The organism is Streptomyces sp. NPDC059695, assembly GCF_042733785.1.
Lineage (GTDB): Bacteria > Actinomycetota > Actinomycetes > Streptomycetales > Streptomycetaceae > Streptomyces.
Window position 1 is genome coordinate 53,421 of sequence record NZ_JBHWFF010000025.1, and the last position, 16,117, is coordinate 69,537.

Here is a 16,117-nt window from a genome sequence, read left to right on the forward strand (position 1 = left end):
CTCCCTCCGATCGCCGCGCCCCGCGCGCGCCCGGCAGGGAGGAGCGTCCCGTCATGGCCGACAGCACCGCGGACGGCGTGGAGCGCCGGCTGCCCACCGAAGAGGCCCGGGAGCTGCTCTCCCTCGTGCGTGACATCGCCCGCCGGGAGATCGCCCCGCACGCCGCGGAGGAGGAGGCCGCCGGCCGCTTCCCCCGCGCGCTCTTCGCGCTGCTCTCCCGCTCCGGGCTGCTCGGACTGCCGTACGCCCCCGAGTACGGCGGGGGCGGCCAGCCCTACGAGGTCTACCTCCAGGTCCTGGAGGAGCTCGCCGCCGCCCGGCTCACCGTCGGGCTCGGAGCGAGCGTCCACACCCTGTCCTGCCACGCGCTCGCGGGCTTCGGCACCGACGAGCAGCGGGCCGCGCACCTGCCCGCGATGCTGGGCGGCGGGCTCCTCGGCGCGTACTGCCTCTCCGAGCCCTCCGCCGGATCCGACGCGGCGGCCCTGCGGACCCGAGCCGTCCGGGAAGGGGAGGGGGAGGCGGAGGGGGACTGGGTGATCGACGGGACGAAGGCCTGGATCACCCACGGCGGGATCGCGGACTTCTGCACGGTCATGGCGCGCACGGGCGGTTCCGGCGCGCGCGGCATCACGGCGTTCCTGGTGCCGGGGGACGCGCCGGGGCTGAGCGCCGCGCCTCCCGAGCGCAAGATGGGCATGAAGGGCTCGCCCACCGCGCAGCTCCACTTCGACGGGGTGCGGGTCTCCGACGACCGCCGTCTCGGGGCGGAGGGGCAGGGCTTCGCGATCGCGCTCGACGCTCTGGACTCGGGGCGGCTCGGCATCGCCGCCTGCGCCGTGGGCCTGGCCCGGGCGGCCCTGGACGAGGCCGTCGGGTACGCGCGTGAGCGCCGCCAGTTCGGCCGGCCGATCGCCGACTTCCAGGGGCTCCGCTTCCTGCTCGCCGACATGGCGACCCAGGTCGAGGCGGGCCGGGCGCTGTACCTGGAGGCGGCACGGCTCCGGGACGAGGGCCGGCCCTTCGGGCGGTGCGCCGCGATGGCCAAGCTGTTCTGCACGGACGCCGCCATGCGGGTCACGACGGACGCGGTGCAGGTGCTGGGCGGCTACGGCTACACGGCGGACTTCCCCGTCGAGCGGTACCTGCGCGAGGCGAAGATGCTCCAGATCGTCGAGGGGACCAATCAGATCCAGCGCGTGGTCATCGCCCGTCACCTGGTCGGACCAGAGTCCCGCTGACCCGCACGGTCCGGTCGACCCAGACCGGTCCTGCCGCCAGCCGCGTCCACTCCTGGTCGCGGCGGCCGGGCAGGGTGCGTCCCTGGCTGGCCCAGAGCGAGAGCACGTCCCGGTAGATCGGCGGGTCGGCGGAGACGGGCGGCCTCACCTGTGGCTGTGCCTGGACCTGCGCCTGTGGGGGTACGGGGACCGGTACCGGTACCGGTACGGGCGCAGGCACGGGGGCGGGGGCGGTGACGGCCGCCGGGACGGGTGCGGGTGCCGTCACCGGTGGCGGCGTCGTCACCGTCGGCATCGCCTGCGGAACCGATTCTTCACCGTGCGGCTCGGCCTGTCGGTGCCGACCGTAACCGCTGGGAGTGGTGTACAGCGTGGTCATGCCCGGACCAACGCGCCCCGGGCGGCCCGGGTCACCGCCGAGGGGATTCGAGCGGCAGTTCGTCCGGTACCCGCTGCACGAGTCTGGCCTCCCGAAGAGAAACTGACGTACCGTCAGATCTCCTTTGCCGATCAGGAGGTCAGCCGTGGACGACGACCGGCCCGTCGCACTCGACGAATACCCCGTGCACCAGGCACCGCTCTCGATGAAGCACCACGTCAGCGGCGACCGCAACGCCTACGACCGGTGCATCTTCCACGTCTTCGACCACAGCGGGCGCGCCCTGCTCATCGCCGGCCTCGGGGTCTACCCCAACGCCGGGGTCGTCGACGCCTACGCCACCCTGCGCACCGGCGACCGGTTGCACGCCGTCCGGGCCTCCGACGCCCTCGGCGACGACCGGACGAACCTCTCCGTCGGCCCGCTGACCATCACCGTCGACGAACCCCTCACCCGGCTCTCCCTGCACTGCGCGGCCGACCCCGAAGACCCCGACGGGCTGTCCTTCGACCTCACCTGGACCGGCGACTTCCCCGCCGTCTGGGAGCCCCACCACACCCAGCGCCACGGCGGGCGCCTCACCCTCGAAGGCCGGCGCTTCGTCCAGGCCGGGCACTGCGCGGGCATCGTCCGGGCCGGCGGCGAGGAGTTCACCGTCACGGCGGGGGAGTGGACCGGCACCCGCGACCGCAGCTGGGGCGTCCGTCCGATCCCCGGCGAGGAACCCGGCCGCGCCGCCGAGTTCCGCCCCGAGGGCTTCCACTGGCTCTGGATCCCGATGCGCTTCGACGACCGCTTCCTCATGGTCATCGCCCAGGAGGACGCCGACGGCTACCGCACCCTCAACGAGGCCCTCCTCGTACGGAACGGCCGGCGCGACGCCCAGCTCGGCTGGCCCCGCACCGAGATCGCGTACCGCCCCGGCACCCGCCACCCCGAGCGGGCCACCGTGCACCTCACCGACCCGGCCGGGAAGCCGCTGGAGATCGGCGTCGAGATCCTGGCCTCCTCCCCGCTCGCCGTCGGCGCCGGCTATCCGCCCGCCACCGACTGGCAGCACGGCACCTGGCAGGGCCGCGGCTGGACCGACCGCCGCGTCTACGACCTCTCGGACCCCGCCGCCCATCCCATGGCGGCCTACGGGGTCACCGACCACGCGGCCCGCTTCACCCTCGACGGCCGCACCGGCTACGGCATCTTCGAGCACGGCTCCTTCGGCCGCCACGACCCCAGTGGCTTCGCCGACCACACGTCGACCGCGATCTGAGGAGCGTCCCTTGGCCACCGCGCCGCGCCCCCGCACCACCACCCGTGACCCCGAGGAGCTCGGCCGGCGGCTCACCGCCTGGCTGGACCGGCACCTGCCCGGAGCCGGGGTCTCCGGCCTCGCCGTTCCCGGCTCCAACGGCATGTCCAGCGAGACGCTGCTCTTCGACATCGACCACCCGGACGCCCCCGTGCGCGGCTGCGCCCTGCGGCTCGCGGCCGACCCCGCCGCGTACAGCGTCTTCCCCGTCTACGACATGGCCCGTCAGCACCGGGTGATGCGGCTCGTGGGCGAGCACACCGACGTGCCCGTGCCACGGGTGCTCTGGCTGGAGGAGGATCCGGAACCGCTCGGCGCCCCCTTCTTCGTGATGGCCCGCGCCGAGGGCCGCGTCCCGCCGGACGTCATGCCCTACACGTACGAGGGGAACTGGCTGCACGCCGCCACCGACGCCGAACGTGCCCGCCTGGAGGCCGAGTCCGTCTCCGTACTGGCGCGACTGCACGACCAGTTCCCGGCGAAGGAGGCCGAGTTCCTGCTGCCCGAAGGCGCCGGGAGCCCGCTGCGCCGCCACGTCGACGCCCAACGCGCCTACTACGCCTGGGTGGTGGAGGGTCTCGCGCCCTCGCCGCTCATCGAGTCGGCCTTCGCGTGGCTGGAGGAGCACTGGCCGGCCGACGAGGGACCGGCCGTGCTCGGCTGGGGCGACGCCCGCATCGGGAACATCGTCTACGACGGATTCACGCCCGCCGCCGTCCTCGACTGGGAGATGGCGGCGTACGTCCCCCGCGAGGTCGACCTCGGCTGGACGGTCTACCTGCACCGCTTCTTCCAGGACCTGACCGTCGGCTTCGGGCAGCCCGGACTCCCGGACTTCCTGCGCCGCGACGCGGTCGAACGGCGGTACGCGGAACTGACCGGGCACACCCCGCGCGACATGGAGTTCCACACGCTCTACGCGGCGCTGCGGCACGCGATCGTGATGCTCAGGATCGCGTACCGGCAGGCCCACTTCGGCGAGGTCGAGGTGCCCGGTGACCCGGACGGTCTGATCCTGCACCACGCCACGCTCGCGGCGATGGTGCGGGGAGGCTACTGGTAGCGGCAGGCCTCAGGCCGCGCGCCGCATCTGCGGCACCCGGATCGGACGCGAGCCCGGACCGCCGACGTGCGAGAAGGGCTGCGTGCGCCAGTCGAGCCCCTGGGGGAGCGTCAGGAGCAGCGCGGTGTCCTGCTCCTGGACCCCCAGGACGTCCTCGTCGGCGGGGCGGGCCTCGGAAGCGGCGAGGCCCGTGCCGGAGCAGACCGTCAGGACGAAGGGGTTCCACGGCGTCGGGCAGAGCGCGTGCTCCGGCAGCGCGTCCTCGTCCGCGAGCAGCGCGATGGGCTGCACGCACTCCGGGCAGACGACCCGGAACATCTCAAAGGTGTCGTACGCGTCGAGCTCGTCGGACGTGTCGACCGAATCAACAGGCTCCTGCATTGGGAATCTCCCCCTCGGGTGGGTCGGCCGGATCTGTGCGGCCTCGACCACAGCAAGCACTTCCCATACGGAACTCCGCATAACCGTGAGGCGGTGACCCGGGCCCGGTGCAAACCTGTGGCGTTCGTCACATGCCTGTCGCAGGTGCCCCGTGACAGCCCATAGCGCCCCATACGGGTCCGCCCCGGCTGTGCCCCGGTCCCCCCGGGGTCATAGGGTCACCGCATGGAGGAGCTGGATCGTCAGATCGTGGAGTTGCTCGTCAAGGACGGGCGGATGAGCTACACCGACCTGGGCAAGGCCACGGGCCTGTCCACGTCGGCGGTGCATCAGCGCGTCCGCCGCCTGGAGCAGCGGGGTGTCATCCGCGGCTACGCCGCCGTCGTCGACCCGGAGGCCGTGGGCCTTCCGCTCACCGCGTTCATCTCGGTCAAACCCTTCGACCCCAGCGCCCCCGACGACACCCCCGACCGGCTCGCCGACATCCCCGAGATCGAGGCCTGCCACAGCGTCGCGGGCGAGGAGAACTACATCCTCAAGGTCCGCGTCGCCACCCCGCTGGAGCTGGAGCACCTGCTGAGCCGCATCCGCTCCCAGGCCGGTGTGTCCAGCCGCACGACCGTCGTCCTGTCCACGCCGTACGAGGCCAGGCCGCCGCGCATCTGACGCGCCCGGCCCGCTCGGGGGACCTGCCGGGCGGGGGCCGGACACGCGCCGCCGCTCCCGGCGCCGGGCCCGCCGCACGCCCCGACGGGGGACCTGCCGGACAAACCGGGTCCCGGCAGGTCCTAGCCTGGGGGCATGAGTGAGTCCATGCCGCCCGAGTCTCCCGCCGGACACCGCACCGTGCTGCTGCGCGGGGGAGAAGTCCACAGCCCCGCCGACCCCTTCGCCACCGCCATGGTGGTGGAGCGCGGTCACGTGGCCTGGGTGGGCTCGGAGGGCGCGGCCGACGCCTTCGCGTCCGGCGTGGACGAGGTGGTCGACCTGGAGGGCGCGCTCGTCACCCCGGCGTTCGTCGACGCGCACGTGCACACCACCGCGACCGGGTTCGCGCTCACCGGTCTCGACCTGTCCTCCGCCGCCTCGCTCGCCGAGGCCGCGGAGCTGGTCCGGGCCCATGCCGCCGCCCGCCCCGAGGACCGCATCCTCATCGGCCACGGCTGGGACGCCGCCCGCTGGCCCGAGCGCCGCCCGCTCACCCGCGAGGAGCTCGACGGACTCACCGGCGGCCGTCCGCTCTACCTGACCCGGATCGACGTCCACTCGGCCGTCGTCACCACCGCCCTGCTCGACCTCGTGCCCGGCGTCCGCGACCTGGACGGCTTCCACGACGGCCGGCAGCCCCTCACCGGCGACGCGCACCACGCCGTGCGCGCGGCCGCCTTCGGCGCCGTCTCGCCGCGCCAGCGCACCGAGGCGCAGCGCGCCGCCCGCGCCCACGCGGCCTCCCTCGGCATCGGCACCCTCCACGAGTGCGGCGGACCGCAGATCTCCTCCGAGGAGGACTTCACCGGGCTCCTGGACCTCGCGCGCGAGGAGTCCGGGCCCCGCGTCGTCGGCTACTGGGCCGACCTCGACGTCGAGCGGGCGCGGGCCCTGGGCGCCCTCGGCGCGGCCGGCGACCTGTTCGCCGACGGCTCGCTCGGCTCCCACACGGCCTGCCTCCACGAGCCGTACGCCGATCAGGCCGGGCACAGCGGTTCCGCGCACCTGGACGCGGCCGCCGTCGCCCTGCACGTCGTCGCCTGCACCGAGGCGGGCCTCCAGGCCGGCTTCCACGCCATCGGGGACGCCGCCGTGTCCGCGGTCGTGGAGGGCGTCCGGGCCGCCGCCGAGAAGCTCGGCCTGGCCCGGATCAGGGCCGCCCGGCACCGCGTCGAGCACGTCGAGATGCTCACGCCGGAGACGATCGCCGCCTTCGCCGAGCTGGGGCTCACCGCCTCCGTCCAGCCCGCCTTCGACGCCCTCTGGGGCGGCGAGGAGGGCATGTACGCCGACCGGCTCGGCGCCGAGCGCGCCCGCACCCTCAACCCGTACGCGGCGCTCCTGCGCGCCGGTGTGCCGCTGGCCTTCGGCTCCGACAGCCCGGTCACCCCGCTCGACCCCTGGGGAACCGTCCGGGCCGCCGCCTTCCACCGGACCCCCGAGCACCGGATCTCCGCCCGCGCCGCCTTCACCGCGCACACCCGGGGCGGCTGGCGGGCCGTCGGCCGGGACGACGCGGGGACCCTGGTCCCCGGCGCCCCCGCCGACTACGCGGTCTGGCGCACCGAGGAGCTCGTGGTGCAGGCGCCCGACGACCGCGTCGCCCGCTGGTCCACCGATCCCCGTTCCGGAACGCCCGGTCTGCCCGATCTGTCGCCCGGTGTCGAACTCCCCGTGTGTCTGCGCACGGTGGTGTACGGACAGACGGTGTTCGTACGGCCGAACGAGTGATGTGGGGACATTTCGCACCCCGCACCACGGTCCCGCACGCTTGTCCCCGACCTGCGGATCTTCCCCTCCGGCCTGGCCTTTTGAGGAGTATGCGCAGGTCAAGCGGGTGTTGACAGTCGCCCGCCAGGGGCGGGTAGGTTCACGGCGTCCACCACAGGACGTCCGACCGGACCGCACCCCCACGCCGTGACCGAACGCCGCCCGCGCCTCGGTCGCGAGGGAAGGTTTCTCCGGCGGTAGGTGCGACCCGGGTGGGGCCCGGACGTTCAGTAGACAACGGCTCTCGGTCGACCCGCAGCCAGCGGATCCCAGGTCGGACCGAAGGACGACGGGCCCCGCACCGCACGTCGCGGCCCTTCGAGGGCGCCGCGGGCGCCCGGGGCGCCCCGGTGGACCCGCTCCGCCACCCCTTCCACTCGACCCGCCGCGCCGGAGCACTCCGGGGACCTCGCTATGGTGGGGTCCTGCGTATGTATCCGAAGGGGCAGTAGTGAACGACGGTGGCCAGAGGCGTTACGGCCCGCTCGGCAAGGCCTTGGTGATCATTCCGACCTACAACGAGGCGGAGAACATCAAGCCGATCGTCGCGCGGGTGCGGGAGGCCGTACCCGAGGCGCACGTTCTCGTCGCCGACGACAACAGCCCTGACGGCACGGGCAAGTTCGCGGACGAGATCGCGTCCGAGGACGATCACGTGCACGTCCTGCACCGCAAGGGCAAGGAGGGGCTCGGCGCCGCCTACCTCGCCGGCTTCCGGTGGGGCATCGAGCAGGGTTACGGCGTCCTCGTCGAGATGGACGCCGACGGCTCCCACCAGCCCGAGGAACTGCCGCGGCTGCTCACCGCCCTCAAGGGCGCGGACCTCGTCCTCGGCTCCCGCTGGGTGCCGGGCGGCCGGATCGTGAACTGGCCGAAGTCCCGCGAGTTCATCTCCCGGGGCGGCAGCCTCTACTCGCGCGTGATGCTCGACGTGCCGATCCGCGACGTCACCGGCGGCTACCGGGCCTTCCGCAAGGAGACCCTGGAGGGCCTGGGCCTGGAGGACGTGGCCTCGGCCGGCTACTGCTTCCAGGTCGACCTGGCCCGCCGCGCGGTCGCCGCCGGCTTCCATGTCGTCGAGGTCCCGATCACCTTCGTGGAGCGCGAGATCGGCGACTCGAAGATGAGCCGCAACATCGTCGTCGAGGCGCTGTGGCGGGTCACCGGCTGGGGTCTGACGGCCCGGGCGCAGAAGGTCGGCAAGCTGCTCGGCCGCACGTCCTCCTGACCGCACGCCCCCGCGGTTCCACGCGGCTTCCGAAGGGCCCGGTACGCCTCGCGCACCGGGCCCTTCGCGCTGATCCCTCCTTTACGACGTTCCGGCGGGGCGCCAGGCACACTGGGGACCATGACGACCGGCGCACCGCCTCCCCTCGCCCCGAAGCGCTCACGCGCGCGCACGTTTCTTCCGCTCGGCGTCGCCGCCTGGCTGGTCCTGGAGATCTGGCTGCTCACGGTGGTGGCGAACGCGGCGGGCGGGCTCACCGTCCTCGCCCTGCTCGTCGGCGGAGCCGTACTCGGCGCCGCCGTCGTCAAGCGGGCGGGCCGCCGTGCCTTCCGCAACCTCACCTCGACCTTCCAGCAGGCCCAGGCGGCCGCGCAGACCGGCGTGGCGCCCTCGCCCGCCGACCGGGCCGGCGCGGACGACCGCAACGGCTTCCTGATGCTCGGCGGCCTGCTCCTGATGATCCCGGGCCTGCTCTCCGACGCGGCCGGCCTGCTCCTGCTCGTCCCGCAGGTCCGTTCGTTCCTCGGGCGGTACGCGGAGAAGGCCGTGGAGCGCCGCATGAGTGCCGCGCCTCCCGGCAGCCTCCAGGACGCCTTCCAGCAGGCCCGTATCCACCGCCCGGACGGGAAGGTGGTCCCGGGCGAGGTGATCCGCGAGGAGGCGCCCCAGGGCCCGCGCAGGGCCGACGAGCCCCGCCCGCCCCTGATGCCCTGACCCTTCGCCCCGGGGGGGGCCCCCCCGCGCTCGGGGGGCGCCGCGCGCGGGGGCGCGCGTCGCCCCCCGCGCGGCCGCCGGGCGCGCCGCCCCCCCCCCCGCCGCGCCACCCCCCCCCCCCCCCGGCCCCCCGCGCGGGGGGGGGCGGGGGGCCCGGGGCGTGCCGGGAGCCGGTCGCCCTCCCGCGCGCGGGGAGCGCGGTCGCGCGCACGGCGACGCCGAGGGGCCCGGTACACGAGGTGTGTACCGGGCCCCTCGGCGTTGTGCTGTCGCGGCGGTCCGCTAGGCGGACTTGCGGCTGTCGCGCGGATGCACGGCGATGTTCATGGCGCCGGAACGCAGGACGGCCAGCCTTTCGGCGAGGACCTCCTCCAACTCCTCGCGGGTGCGACGCTCCATGAGCATGTCCCAGTGCGTACGCGCAGGCTTGCCCTTCTTCTCCTCAGGTCCGTCCCCGTCCACCAGGAGTGCCTGGATTCCGCAGACCTTGCACTCCCACTCCGGCGGAATCTCCGCCTCGACCGAGAAGGGCATCTCAAAACGATGTCCCTTCTCGCATGCGTACTCCACCGCCTGGCGCGGGGCCAGATCGATGCCGCGGTCGGTCTCGTAGCTCGTCACCACGAGGCGCGTGCCGCGAAGAGCTCGCTCACTCATGAATCGTGCCTCCCGGGCTTGTCGCCCACAGGACAGGTGTCGCTGTCGTCGTTATCCGGTCAACGTCCGGTCGGCGGTAAAGATTCCCGTGCCGGGTCATGCGTCGCCCGTCGTGCCGCCCCTTGTTGTACCCACCAGTGCCCGTTTTGTCACATCTGGCGGCAGATGTGACCCGGTGTCTTCACCAAAGCAGCACGCAGTAACGGTCCGCCTGGCAGGCCAAACGCGTACACTACCGCCCTTTCACCGCCACGTCTAAATACGGTCGGGTATCGGGTTTCCGGCGGCCTCCACGGCACGCCGGATCGGGACCCGGGCGAGCAGGACGAAGCCGACGGCGAAGAAGATCACCAGGGAGATGATGGCATCCCGGTAGCTCCCGGTCAGCTGATACGCGAGACCGAACACGAGCGGACCCAGCCAGCTGAGCCCCCGGTCGCTCATCTCGTACGCCGAGAAGTACTCCGCCTCCTTGCCGCGCGGCACCAGATGCGAGAACAGCGAGCGGGACAGCGCCTGGCTGCCGCCCAGCACCAGGCCGATCGCGGCCGCCAGGAAGTAGAAGAACACCGGCGACCCGGCCGGCAGGAAGTAGCCCGCCGCCAGGATCAGCGTCCAGACGGCGAGGGATCCCAGAATCGTCCGCTTGGCGCCGTGCGTCCGGGCGAGTCGCCCCATCCCGAGGGCCCCCGCCACCGCGAGCACCTGGACCAGCAGCACCGCCGTGATGAGCGTCGTCTGGTCGAGGCCCAGCTCCTCGGAGCCGTAGATCGAGGCCTGCGAGATCACCGTCTGCACGCCGTCGTTGTAGATCAGGTACGCGAGGAGGAAGGAGAGCGTCAGCGGGTGCCTGCGCATGTCCTTCAGCGTCGCCCGCAGCTGGCGCCAGCCGCTGCCCACCGCCCCCTCACCGGACCTCCCGGCCCCTTCGGGGCGGATCTGCCGGTCCCGCAGCCGCCGCAGCGGCACCACGGTGAAGGCACCCCACCACACCCCGGCCGTGGCCAGGCAGACGCGGACCGCCTCGCCCTCCGTGAGGCCGAAGGAGTCGTGGCCCGAGTAGAGGATCAGGTTCAGGACGAGGACGAGCGCGCCCGACGTGTAGCCGAAGGCCCAGCCGCGCGAGGAGACCGTGTCCCGCTCGTCGGGCTCCGCGATCTGCGGCAGATAGGCGTTGTAGAGCACCATCGACACCGACAGCGAGGCGTTCGCCACGATCAGCAGGAAGGCGCCGAGCAGGTAGCGGTCGCCGTCGAGGAAGAACATCCCCGTCGTGGCCGCGGCCCCCACGTACGCCGCCGCCGCGAGCAGCGGCTTCTTCCGGCCGCTCCGGTCGGCCGCGGCGCCCACCAGGGGCATCGCGAGGACCGCGACCACGATCGAGGCGGACACGGCGTACGCGAAGAGCGACCCGGCCCGCACCGGGATCCCCAGCGGGTGCACGAAGCCCTCGGCGTCCGCCGCCGCCCGCGCCACCGAGGTCAGGTACGGCCCCAGGAACACGGTCAGCACGCTCGTCGAGTACACCGAGCACGCGAAGTCGTAGAAGTACCAGCCCCGCTGCTCGCGCCGCCGCTCGGCGGGACCGGCGGCGTACTCCTCCGGCTCGGTGGTCTCTGCGGTCAAGGCCGCGCCCCCTCGTTCGTCCCCGTGGTCCTCGTGGCCGCTCCCAGGAGGCGGGACGTGCCTGCTCAGACCCACGCGCCGCGCTCGGTCAGGACCGAGCGGAGCGTCTCCAGATGATCGGTCATGATGCCATCGACCCCCAGGTCGAGGAGAGAGTTCATGCGGGCCGGATCGTTCACGGTCCAGACGTGGACCTGGAGCCCGCGCGCGTGCGCCTCCCGCACGAACCGGCGGTCCACCACCGGGATCCCCGCCTGGCGCTCCGGGACCTGCGCCGCGACTGCCCCGGCCCGCAGCGCCGCCGGGATCCCCCAGGAGCGCAGCCGCAGCCCGGCCACTCCGCTCACCCCGTACGAGGTGGCGAGCCGCGGACCGGCCAGGCGCTGTGCCCTGGCCACCCGGGACTCGGTGAAGGAGCCCACGCAGATCCGGTCCCAGGCGCCGGTCCTGCGGATCAGGTCGACCAGCGGGCCGAGGGCCGGCTCGGCCTTGAGGTCCACGTTCCACCGGGCCTCGGGGAACTCCTCCAGGAGGTCCGCGAAGAGCGGCAGGGGCTCCTTCCCGGCCACCCGGGCCTCCCGCACCGCGGCCCACGGCAGGTCGCGGATCCGGCCCGAGGCGTCCGTCACCCGGTCGAGGGTCGCGTCGTGGAACGCGACGAGCACCCCGTCGGACGTCGTGTGCACGTCGGTCTCGAAGTAGCGGTAGCCCGCCGCGGTGGCGCGGCGGAAGGCTTCGGCGGTGTTCTCCAGGCCGTTCGCCGTGCCGCCGCGATGGGCGAAGGCGAGGGGGGAGGGATGGTCGAGGTAGGGGTGGCGTACGCGAGTCACGGCCGCAGTATGGCGCCTTCCGGTGTCCCGGGGGCGACCGAGGAGGGGACGGAGTCCGGCCCGGGGGTGAGCGGGGCGCCGCCGGAGCCCGGCTCCGGGACGGGCGCGGCGTCGTCCGCCGCGCGCTCCGGGATCTCGAACCGGCGCAGGAAGAACTGGGCCAGCGGTCCGATCGCGAGCGCGTACAGGACCGTGCCGACGCCGACCGAGCCGCCCAGCAGGAAGCCGGTGGCGACCACCACGACCTCGATCGCCGTCCGCACCAGCCGGACGGACCTGCCGGTGAGCCGGTGCAGACCGGTCATCAGGCCGTCGCGCGGGCCGGGTCCGAACCGCGCCGCGATGTAGAGACCGGTCGCCACCCCGTTGAGGGCGATGCCCAGCACGAGCAGCGGCACCTGCCGGACCAGGCCGTCGACGTCCGGGACCAGCGCCAGGGTGGCGTCCATCGCCAGACCGATCGCGAACACGTTGGAGACCGTGCCGAGCCCCGGCCGCTGGCGGATCGGGACCCACAGGAGCAGCACCACCGCACCGACGACGATCGACACCGCGCCGATGGTCAGCCCGGTCTTCTCGGCGAGACCCTGGTGGAGGACGCCCCAGGGCTCCAGGCCGAGCCCGCTGCGCACGAGCAGCGCCGAGCTGACCCCGTACAGCGTCAGTCCGGCGTACAGCTGGACCAGCCGACGGGTGAGGTGCCGGCCGTGGAGGCCGGAGGCGATGGACAAGGGACTGCCCCCCAAGGTGGTGGTAGTGGACTGACTCATGACACTCTGTGGCGGGAGATCGTGTGCCAACCATGGCCAATCCGAGGAAGGTGGACTGATTTCCATGGCTCAGTGGACTTCGGCGGTGGGGCCGGCCCAGCTCGCCCGGCAACTCCAGGCGCAGCAGCCCCGGCCCGCCGGACCCGGCGCCCGCAAGCCGCCCGCCTACCGCGCCCTGGCCGACGGCATCCGGCTGCTCGTCCTGGAGGGACGCGTCCCGGTCGCCGCCCGCCTGCCCGCCGAGCGGGAACTCGCCCTCGCGCTCACCGTCAGCCGCACCACCGTCGCCGCTGCCTACGAGGCCCTGCGCACCGAGGGCTTCCTGGAGTCCCGGCGCGGCGCCGGAAGCTGGACCGCCGTGCCCGCGGGGAACCCGCTGCCCGCGCGGGGCCTCGAACCGCTGCCCCCCGAGTCCCTCGGCTCGATGATCGACCTCGGCTGCGCGGCGCTCCCCGCGCCCGAGCCCTGGCTCACCCGGGGCGTCCAGGGCGCCCTGGAGGAGCTGCCGCCGTACGCCCACACCCACGGCGACTACCCGGCCGGGCTGCCCGCGCTGCGGCAGATGCTCGCCGACCGGTACACCGCGCGCGGGATTCCCACGATGCCCGAGCAGATCATGGTCACGACCGGCGCCATGGGCGCGATCGACGCCATCTGCCACCTCTTCGCGGGGCGCGGCGAGCGGATCGCCGTGGAGTCGCCCTCGTACGCCAACATCCTCCAGCTGATGCGCTCGGCCGGTGCCCGGCTCGTGCCCGTCGCCATGGCCGAGGGGCTCGGCAGTTGGGACCTCGGCCGCTGGCGCCAGGTGCTGCGGGACGCGGCGCCCCGCCTCGCGTACGTCGTCGCCGACTTCCACAACCCGACCGGCGCGCTCGCCGACGAGGACCAGCGGCGGCAGCTGGTCGAGGCGGCCCGCTCGGCCGGCACGGTCCTCGTCGTCGACGAGACCATGGCCGAGCTGCACCTGGACGACGACCTGGAGATGCCCCGGCCGGTCTGCGCCTTCGACCCGGCGGGCGCCACGGTCCTCACCGTCGGCTCGGCCAGCAAGGCGTTCTGGGCGGGCATGCGCATCGGCTGGGTGCGGGCCGCGCCCGACGTCATCCGCTCCCTGGTGGCCGCGCGCGCGTACGCGGATCTCGGCACGCCCGTCCTGGAGCAGCTCGGCGTGAACTGGCTCATGCGGACGGGCGGCTGGGAGGAGGCGGTGAGCCTCCGCCGCGAGCAGGCCAGGGAGAACCGGGACGCGCTGGTCTCCGCCGTCCGCCGGGAGCTGCCCGAGTGGGAGTTCTCGGTGCCGCGCGGCGGTCTGACCCTCTGGGTCCGCACCGGAGGCCTGTCCGGCTCCCGGCTCGCGGAGGCGGGGGAACGGGTGGGCGTCCGCGTCCCCTCCGGGCCCCGCTTCGGCGTCGACGGCGCCTTCGAGGGCTTCGTCCGGCTGCCGTTCACCGTCGGCGGCCCGGTCGCCGACGAGGCGGCCTCGCGGCTCGCCGCCGCGGCCCGCCTGGTCGAGTCCGGCGCGGGGAGCGGGGGAGCCGAACCGCCGAGGTCGTTCGTGGCCTGACGGGTCGCCCCGAGACGGACGAAGGGTGGGCCCCCCCCCCCGGGGGGGGGCCCCCGGGCCGGGGGGAGGCACGCACCCCCCCCCCCCGGCCCCCGCGGCCGGCTCGCGCGGCGGCGCCCGCTCAGCGCTCCTCCGCGCCCCTCTTCCGTCGCTCTCAGCCCTCCGCCGGGACCGGCGTCTGGAACGGGGCCGGGCCCGGATCCGCCTCGGCCCGGGGCGCCGGGGCCGGCTCGGTGGACGCGGCGGGCACCGTCTCCACCGTGGTCGTCGCGAGCGACACGGTGTCCGTGACGGTGAGCGCGTCCGGGGCCTTCACCATGATCACGGGCGGGGTCGTGGGCGCGGGCGGGGCGGTGACCGCCCGGCGCTCCGGGAGCAGCTCCAGGACCGCCCGGCGGTGCGTCTCGCTCGTCGCCTCGTCGTACGGGTCGGGCGTCGCCGGCACCTGCAGCCGCAGGACCGGTCCGGTGCCCAGGCGCGCGTAGCCGCGGCCCGCCGGGACCTCGGGCGTCGGAGTGGTGTGCGGCCGGGCGCCGAGCACGGCCGCGACCTCCTCGGGTGCGGCGGGGCCCAGGACGATCCGGGCGCGGGTGTGGGTCCGTACCGCCTCGCTCAGCGTGTCCGCGTTGTCGAACTGCTCGGCCACCACCACCGTGACCTGCGCCGCGCGCCCGTGCCGCAGCGGCACCTGGAGCAGCTCCTGCGGGTCGGGGCGGCCGTCGGCGGCGGCCAGGTCGCCGAGGACGCCCGGCCGGTCGAGCAGGATCCACAGGGGACGGCGGGTGTCCTCGGGCGCGGGCTGCCCGGCCTGCCGGGCCCGGTTCGCGGCGATCAGCCGCCGCTCCGTCTCGTGCGCCGCCCACTCCAGGGTGGCGAGGGCGCCGGGGAGCCCGCACTCGACCGCGAGGACTCCGTCCCGGCCGGTCAGGCACGCGTACTCGCCGGTCCCGCCGCCGTCGACGATCACCACGTCGCCGTGGGGGAGGGCCTGGAGGGTGATCGAGCGGAGCAGGGAGGTGGTGCCGCTGCCGGGCCGGCCGACGGCGAGCAGGTGCGGCTCGGCGGAGCGGGGACCGGTGCGCCAGACGACGGCCGGCGCGTCCTGGGTCCCGTCCTCCGAGACGACGGGCACGGTCCGCTGCACGGCCTCGGCGTCGGTGAAGCCGAGGACGGTCTCGCCCGGAACCGTGACGAAGCGCTGGGCGGCGATCGTCGTGGGCAGGGCGGGCAGCACGCTCAGGTCGAGCCGGTTGCCCTCCTCGTCCCAGTCGAAGCGGTACTCGCGGCCGCGCCCCGACTTGGCGTGCAGCAGCTGCTCGATCCGGGCACGGGCGGCGGGCTCGCCGTCGGTGAAGTACGGGGGGTAGGCGATGCGCAGCCGGCTGAGCCGCCCGTCCGCGTCGAAGGCGTACTCCCCGAAGGCGCCGCTCCAGTCGCCGCCGTGGGCGAAGAGCGGCGCGGGGTCGTCGGGGACGGAGAAGTACGGCACGAGGGCCTCGTACAGGCCCTTGAGCCGGGCGATCTCCGCGTCGTCGGGCCCGGTCTTCACGACCGGGCGTTCACGGCCCTTCCAGGCGGCGGCGCCCATGAGCAGGACGAGCGCGAGGAGCGGCCCGTACGGCATGAGGGCGACGACGAGGACGCAGGCCGCGACCAGGAGCAGCGTGGGACCACGCCGTTCCTTGGGGGTCGCGGCCCACCTGGCACGCGCGCTCGCGGCCAGCTTCCGCAGACCACGGGAGACCGTGATCAGTGGATGGAGCACGTCGGTGGCGCTGTCGGCGGCCGTGCGCGCGATCTCTCGACTGCGAGCGATCTGTGCGCTGCCGCTGCTCAGAATGCGGGGGAGTGGTCGCCGGGCCACGAAGAACTCCTGA

General features: G+C 74.2%; 14 protein-coding genes. 8 read left to right on the top strand and 6 right to left on the bottom strand.

Annotated elements, in window-relative coordinates; all coding sequences use genetic code 11:
• The first annotated feature begins 53 nt into the window (after nucleotides 1-53).
• The 3 genes from ACFV2S_RS27660 to ACFV2S_RS27670 all read left to right on the top strand — a co-directional run bounded on the left by ACFV2S_RS27660 (nucleotide 54) and on the right by ACFV2S_RS27670 (nucleotide 3,989).
• Entirely contained in the window at nucleotides 54-1,241 is a 1,188-nt protein-coding gene (locus ACFV2S_RS27660) for an acyl-CoA dehydrogenase family protein (protein WP_385564506.1), read from the top strand.
• Between the two features lie 584 nt (nucleotides 1,242-1,825).
• Entirely contained in the window at nucleotides 1,826-2,887 is a 1,062-nt protein-coding gene (locus tag ACFV2S_RS27665; RefSeq protein ID WP_385564620.1) for a hypothetical protein, read from the top strand.
• Nucleotides 2,888-2,897: 10 nt separating this feature from the next.
• Complete coding sequence (locus ACFV2S_RS27670; RefSeq protein ID WP_385564510.1) at nucleotides 2,898-3,989, top strand: phosphotransferase family protein; 1,092 nt, start codon at nucleotides 2,898-2,900, stop codon at nucleotides 3,987-3,989.
• 9 nt (nucleotides 3,990-3,998) lie between these two features.
• Here the strand turns inward: ACFV2S_RS27670 and ACFV2S_RS27675 are convergent, their stop codons facing one another.
• Nucleotides 3,999-4,370 (bottom strand): hypothetical protein, encoded by a 372-nt coding sequence (locus ACFV2S_RS27675; protein ID WP_383789325.1) that lies wholly within the window; start codon nucleotides 4,368-4,370, stop codon nucleotides 3,999-4,001.
• A 225-nt stretch (nucleotides 4,371-4,595) separates the two neighbouring features.
• On the opposite strand from ACFV2S_RS27675, the gene ACFV2S_RS27680 reads away from it, so the two are divergent.
• The 4 genes from ACFV2S_RS27680 (at nucleotide 4,596) to fxsA (ending at nucleotide 8,790) form a co-directional block, all read left to right on the top strand.
• On the top strand, nucleotides 4,596-5,036 hold the full coding sequence (locus ACFV2S_RS27680; RefSeq protein ID WP_024760806.1) for an Lrp/AsnC family transcriptional regulator: 441 nt from the start codon (nucleotides 4,596-4,598) through the stop codon (nucleotides 5,034-5,036).
• Nucleotides 5,037-5,171: 135 nt separating this feature from the next.
• Nucleotides 5,172-6,809: an amidohydrolase gene (locus tag ACFV2S_RS27685; protein ID WP_385564512.1), complete on the top strand. Its 1,638-nt coding sequence runs from the start codon at nucleotides 5,172-5,174 to the stop codon at nucleotides 6,807-6,809.
• A 490-nt stretch (nucleotides 6,810-7,299) separates the two neighbouring features.
• Nucleotides 7,300-8,076: a polyprenol monophosphomannose synthase gene (locus tag ACFV2S_RS27690; protein ID WP_385564514.1), complete on the top strand. Its 777-nt coding sequence runs from the start codon at nucleotides 7,300-7,302 to the stop codon at nucleotides 8,074-8,076.
• Nucleotides 8,077-8,196: 120 nt separating this feature from the next.
• Complete coding sequence (gene fxsA / locus ACFV2S_RS27695) at nucleotides 8,197-8,790, top strand: FxsA family membrane protein (protein ID WP_385564517.1); 594 nt, start codon at nucleotides 8,197-8,199, stop codon at nucleotides 8,788-8,790.
• Nucleotides 8,791-9,072: 282 nt separating this feature from the next.
• Here the strand turns inward: fxsA and ACFV2S_RS27700 are convergent, their stop codons facing one another.
• The 4 genes from ACFV2S_RS27700 to ACFV2S_RS27715 form a co-directional block, all read right to left on the bottom strand.
• Nucleotides 9,073-9,447 carry an RNA polymerase-binding protein RbpA gene (locus ACFV2S_RS27700; RefSeq protein WP_015032218.1) on the bottom strand — a complete coding sequence of 125 codons (375 nt, stop codon included), beginning with the start codon at nucleotides 9,445-9,447 and terminating at the stop codon, nucleotides 9,073-9,075.
• A 255-nt stretch (nucleotides 9,448-9,702) separates the two neighbouring features.
• Entirely contained in the window at nucleotides 9,703-11,073 is a 1,371-nt protein-coding gene (locus tag ACFV2S_RS27705) for an MFS transporter (protein WP_385564520.1), read from the bottom strand.
• A gap of 65 nt (nucleotides 11,074-11,138) precedes the next feature.
• Nucleotides 11,139-11,903 (bottom strand): glycerophosphodiester phosphodiesterase, encoded by a 765-nt coding sequence (locus ACFV2S_RS27710; RefSeq protein WP_385564523.1) that lies wholly within the window; start codon nucleotides 11,901-11,903, stop codon nucleotides 11,139-11,141.
• Nucleotides 11,900-12,634 carry a YitT family protein gene (locus ACFV2S_RS27715; RefSeq protein WP_385564526.1) on the bottom strand — a complete coding sequence of 245 codons (735 nt, stop codon included), beginning with the start codon at nucleotides 12,632-12,634 and terminating at the stop codon, nucleotides 11,900-11,902. The genes ACFV2S_RS27710 and ACFV2S_RS27715 overlap by 4 nt, the downstream gene beginning before the upstream one ends.
• Nucleotides 12,635-12,737: 103 nt before the next feature.
• Between ACFV2S_RS27715 and ACFV2S_RS27720 the strand changes: the two genes are divergently transcribed.
• Entirely contained in the window at nucleotides 12,738-14,240 is a 1,503-nt protein-coding gene (locus ACFV2S_RS27720) for a PLP-dependent aminotransferase family protein (RefSeq protein ID WP_385564529.1), read from the top strand.
• 154 nt (nucleotides 14,241-14,394) lie between these two features.
• On the opposite strand, the gene ACFV2S_RS27725 is transcribed toward ACFV2S_RS27720, so the two are convergent.
• On the bottom strand, nucleotides 14,395-16,104 hold the full coding sequence (locus ACFV2S_RS27725) for a hypothetical protein (protein WP_385564532.1): 1,710 nt from the start codon (nucleotides 16,102-16,104) through the stop codon (nucleotides 14,395-14,397).
• Nucleotides 16,105-16,117: the final 13 nt, after the last annotated feature.

Coding starts and splice junctions, on each gene's coding strand:
- ACFV2S_RS27675 (WP_383789325.1), bottom strand. CDS start 4,370: ATGCAGGAGCCTGTTGATTCGGTCGACACGTCCGACGAGCTCGACGCG.
- ACFV2S_RS27720 (WP_385564529.1), top strand. CDS start 12,738: ATGGCTCAGTGGACTTCGGCGGTGGGGCCGGCCCAGCTCGCCCGGCAA.
- ACFV2S_RS27680 (WP_024760806.1), top strand. CDS start 4,596: ATGGAGGAGCTGGATCGTCAGATCGTGGAGTTGCTCGTCAAGGACGGG.
- ACFV2S_RS27685 (WP_385564512.1), top strand. CDS start 5,172: ATGAGTGAGTCCATGCCGCCCGAGTCTCCCGCCGGACACCGCACCGTG.
- ACFV2S_RS27700 (WP_015032218.1), bottom strand. CDS start 9,447: ATGAGTGAGCGAGCTCTTCGCGGCACGCGCCTCGTGGTGACGAGCTAC.
- ACFV2S_RS27660 (WP_385564506.1), top strand. CDS start 54: ATGGCCGACAGCACCGCGGACGGCGTGGAGCGCCGGCTGCCCACCGAA.
- ACFV2S_RS27665 (WP_385564620.1), top strand. CDS start 1,826: ATGAAGCACCACGTCAGCGGCGACCGCAACGCCTACGACCGGTGCATC.
- fxsA (WP_385564517.1), top strand. CDS start 8,197: ATGACGACCGGCGCACCGCCTCCCCTCGCCCCGAAGCGCTCACGCGCG.